Here is a 4,050-nt window from a genome sequence, read left to right as displayed (position 1 = left end):
ATGGTCGGGATCGCCTGGCGCTGCACAGGGGTCATCTCCTGATAACCGCAATCTGAGACAGCACGCAAAATCTCGGGGGCAAAATCGAACGATTCAAATCTCATAAATTGGGTTCCTGTGTTCCAGCTGGGCTGTGTTTGGCTTGCGGCTCGGCGTAGGCGAGGCGGAGGTTGATACCACCGGTGGCTGCGTCCGACATCAAGTCAGAAAGTGAGCCGGAAAATGGCGGGCGCGAAGTGTAACAGATAGGCATCACAAATTCTGCCTCAAATGACCTGAGTTTTTATCCTCCTGCCAGGTACCTGCTTGAACGGGGATAGGCGACCCTGGCGGTCCGCTCGGCACCGCACCTTGGCCAGGTGAACATTCACAAAAAAACACGCGGGTGACCTTGACCACCCGCAGCCGATCAGCGGATACGGTTGGTCGGGCGCTTGAACAGCCGGATGGCAATGGCCGCCATGGCGATGACGAACAGGCCAAGGGAAGTCACCAGCAGACCCTTGGTTATCAGCTCGTGATACTGCTCAAACACGGGGGCAGCCATCACGAACTTGCCCACCAGACTCAGCAGCAGGGCCCAGAGGAAGGCGCTGGCAAAGCTTGCCATCATCACCCGCGGCAGATGCAGGCGCGAAACCCCCATCAGCATGGGCGTCAGCACCCTGACAAAGGGCACGAAGCGGGAGGAGAACAGAGCCCAGAAACCGTAGTTCTGCAGCAGACGCGAGGCTCGTGGCAGACTGCCAGCGGGGATCATCCGCTCCACATGGCCCATGAAGGAGGTGCCGTGCAGCGCATGGCCCTGCAGATAGGCGATCAGGCTGCCAAGCCCGGCTGCAAGGGGCAAGTAAATCAGTGTGACTTCGGGGCCAAGCACCCCCATGCCCACCAGACCACCGGCCAGCAGCACCAGACTGTCACCGGGCAGGGGCAAAAAGACGAAGCTTGATTCGAGAAAGAGGATCACCACCAGACAGGTGACGAGCAGGCCCACCGCCTGCATCTGGATCAATTGGTCAAAGTCCTGTTGCCATATGGCAAGCAGTATATCCTGCATCTGGTGACTCCCATCAACGTCAGTGAGCATCCATCCTGGGGAACCGGATGGCCCCCGCTGCGGCTGACACACCCTGTCGCCATCTCTTTTTCCTCCTTGAAAGGCTTTCGTTATACACCCGGTCAAGTGAACAAAAAATTAATGCAGCGGAGATAATCGGCTTGGCGCGACGAAAAAATCACTGGGGCTCTGGATCGAGCTCGACAGCAGCATCTACGACATCAACGTGACCCGCACCCGGTTGGTGGCCCGCTGTATGTGAGATTGTAAATTTTTCTGTGTCTGTGGCTGTGAGTTACAGCGCTCGCCGAATAGGCTCATCGCCTGCTGCCAGTCCCGTATCGGCATGGTCCATTTCTTACCTATCTGATGCAGCGCCAAATACAGCACCGTCAGGAGTGACTCGTCGGTCAGAAATGAGCGCAGGGTCTTGGCTACCTTGCACAGTGAGGCATTATGCCTCCCTCACTTTTTGGCCCTCATCCCTCGCGGGCTGAGACCCACATTCTCTTGACTGACTTGCATTAGGCCTACTGGCCGCCTTTTTTGCGATTACAAGGACCCCAACCGTTTCAAGCAGGTTTGCTGGCGCCACTGCACCCGTTTGGCAAACCAGGCGGTGGTGAGGTTGCGGGTGATCTTGGGGCTCTTCAGGGAGATGCCCGGCAGCACGGCGCGGGGTTGCCGCTTGCCGGCTTGCTTGTCGGCCAGGGTAAAGACCCTATGGTAGAGGTCGGTCTTGGAAAATGCGGCGGTATCCCCCAGTTTCAGGCTCTGGTGAATGGCCTGTTTGCTCATATTGACCCGGCTGGCAAGGGTATAGACCGCCAGCTCCGTCTTGCCGGGTAAATCAGAGTCATAGCGAATAAGGTCCCCGTCCAGCGCCAGGGTTTTACCACTTAAACGGCTGACTGCGGCCTGAAAAGCGGCGTTGCGGCTGGCGTACCAGCCTGCATTGAAGTCGGCGAAGCGGTAGAGGGCATCCGGGTAGTCTGCGGGATAACCCAGCAGGTGCTTGGTGCCAAACCAGATGCCGCCACGGCGGGTAAAGACTTCGTGGCGAATGGAGTCCTTGACGGGATAAGGGTAGCCACGGGCGTTGGCCTCGGCGAAGGCGATGCTGACCTGCATGGGGCCGCCGGTACGCACCGGGTTCATGTTGCCAAACAGGGTCTTGCCCATGGGCACCTCCCCTATCATGTCCTCGAAGATCTCGCTCATTTCCCGCTCGGTGCGCAGCTTGTCAATGCGCTCGGCATAGCTCTTGCCGGTGGGGGAATGGATGCTGAGCGCCGTGCGCACCATAAACTCGGGGATCAACAACTTGCCGGCACGGGCGTTGATCTCCTGCCAGGCGATCTTGCCAAGGCCCGGCACCACGGGATCGGCCTGAAAGGTGGACTCCTGCTCGACTACCGCCAGCACTGAGCAAACGTTCTCGTCGGTCACGGCCAGATCCTGTTTGGCGAGGGCAGTGACTATGTCCTGCGCCCAGCCGTTACGATCCACGGTACGGGCTGGCAACAGGAGCACTATGCGCGACTGCATGCTGGCCGGGGCTCTGGGGGTCTTGGCCTTGGGCAGAGCGGCGGGTTTGGTAATGGCCGGGCCTGTGATGGCGGCACTGCCAGGTTTGCGGGTATCGCCCTGACTGGCCGGTTCGCTGGCACAGCCAGCCAGCAGCAAGGCGGCCAGCAGGGGCCCGACATGATGAGGATAACGAGTGAGATGATGCATGAAAGCTTCCCGATGGATGAGGCGCCACAGGCTTGAGCAGACAAGTCCGAGCCCCAGCAGCAGGGCATTGTAGAGGATTGATTGGGGGATCTGAAGACAGTAGCCTCGCCAGCCAGATAGCACCGGCCGCTGACACAACCAGGCCCCCGCCGGTTGGACGGGGGCCTTGCCGATGTATCGGCCATGACCAGAGGTAAAGACAGTGTCCCGGCAGCAGAGTAGGGGGCGGATCAAGCCGTCTGGCGCAGGGCCTCAATTTGCGCCGCGCCATTGATCACCGCCTGCAAGGAAGCGTTGACCACGTCACGACCGATGGCGACACCGCACATGCGCTGACCATCGACACTCAGCAGCACATAGGCAGCGGCGCGGGACTCGGTGCCGGCGCTGAGGGCATGTTCCGAGTAATCGAGCACGTCGATATGCATCCCGGTCTGGCGCTCCCAGCCGTTGACCAGCGCAGTGATGGCCCCCTCCCCTTCACCGCACAGTTGCAGTACGCCGTTCGGGGTCTGCAACTCGAGGCGCAGACTCTCCTGACTGTCGTGACCAAGCTGGAAGCGACCGATGCGATAACCGTGCACCGGCTCGAGGTAGTGCTGCTCGAACAGGGCGCGGATCTGCTCAGGGCTTATTTCGCTGCTGCTTGCCTCGGCCTGCGCCTGTACCCGGCGACTGAAGTCGATTTGCAACCAGCGCGGCAGCTGCAGGCCAAGGTCGCGCTCCAGCAGATAGGTGACGCCGCCCTTGCCGGACTGGCTGTTAATGCGGATCACCGCCTCGTAGCTGCGGCCCAAGTCTGCGGGATCGATGGGCAAATAAGCCACATCCCAATAGGCATTGGGCTTCTCGGCCGCCAGGGATTTGCGAATGGCATCCTGATGACTGCCGGAAAACGCCGTGTAGACCAGCTCGCCCGCGTAGGGGTGGCGCGGGTGCAGGGCTATCTGGGTGCAGGCCCCCACGGTGGCGACGATGGCATCCATGTCAGAGAGATCCAGCTCGGGGTCTACGCCCTGGCTGTAGAGGTTCATGGCCATGGTGACTATGTCCATGTTGCCGGTACGCTCGCCATTGCCGAGCAGGGTGCCCTCAATGCGATCGGCCCCCGCCAGCACCGCCAGCTCGGCGGCGGCCACCCCGCAGCCCCGATCGTTGTGGGTGTGGATGGAGATGCTCACCTCGGGACGCGCCTTGAGGTGGCGGCAGAACCACTCCACCTGATCCGCGAACACATTGGGGGTGTTCACCTC

3 protein-coding genes and 1 pseudogene are annotated in these 4,050 nt (G+C 60.6%); all 4 read right to left on the bottom strand.

Annotation, left to right across the window (positions count from 1 at the left end):
* Nucleotides 1-409 precede the first annotated feature (409 nt).
* Nucleotides 410-1,060: a DedA family protein gene (locus AAC083_RS18920; RefSeq protein ID WP_042035551.1), complete on the bottom strand. Its 651-nt coding sequence runs from the start codon at nucleotides 1,058-1,060 to the stop codon at nucleotides 410-412.
* A 309-nt stretch (nucleotides 1,061-1,369) separates the two neighbouring features.
* Nucleotides 1,370-1,516 (bottom strand): annotated as a pseudogene (locus AAC083_RS18915) (IS256 family transposase); the annotation flags it as partial.
* 96 nt (nucleotides 1,517-1,612) lie between these two features.
* Nucleotides 1,613-2,797 carry a DUF1615 domain-containing protein gene (locus tag AAC083_RS18910; RefSeq protein WP_108537426.1) on the bottom strand — a complete coding sequence of 395 codons (1,185 nt, stop codon included), beginning with the start codon at nucleotides 2,795-2,797 and terminating at the stop codon, nucleotides 1,613-1,615.
* A gap of 230 nt (nucleotides 2,798-3,027) precedes the next feature.
* Nucleotides 3,028-4,050: 2-isopropylmalate synthase (locus AAC083_RS18905; RefSeq protein ID WP_146181738.1), on the bottom strand; the 1,023-nt coding region annotated here is incomplete at its 5' end.

Source organism: Aeromonas sp. HMWF014, from assembly GCF_963878295.1.
Classification (GTDB): Bacteria; Pseudomonadota; Gammaproteobacteria; order Enterobacterales; family Aeromonadaceae; genus Aeromonas; species Aeromonas popoffii.
This window is presented reverse-complemented; position numbering and strand designations above follow the sequence as displayed.

Bases quoted from the DNA above. Each gene is read 5' to 3' on its own strand.
- AAC083_RS18920 (WP_042035551.1), bottom strand. From the start codon at position 1,060: ATGCAGGATATACTGCTTGCCATATGGCAACAGGACTTTGACCAATTG.
- AAC083_RS18910 (WP_108537426.1), bottom strand. From the start codon at position 2,797: ATGCATCATCTCACTCGTTATCCTCATCATGTCGGGCCCCTGCTGGCC.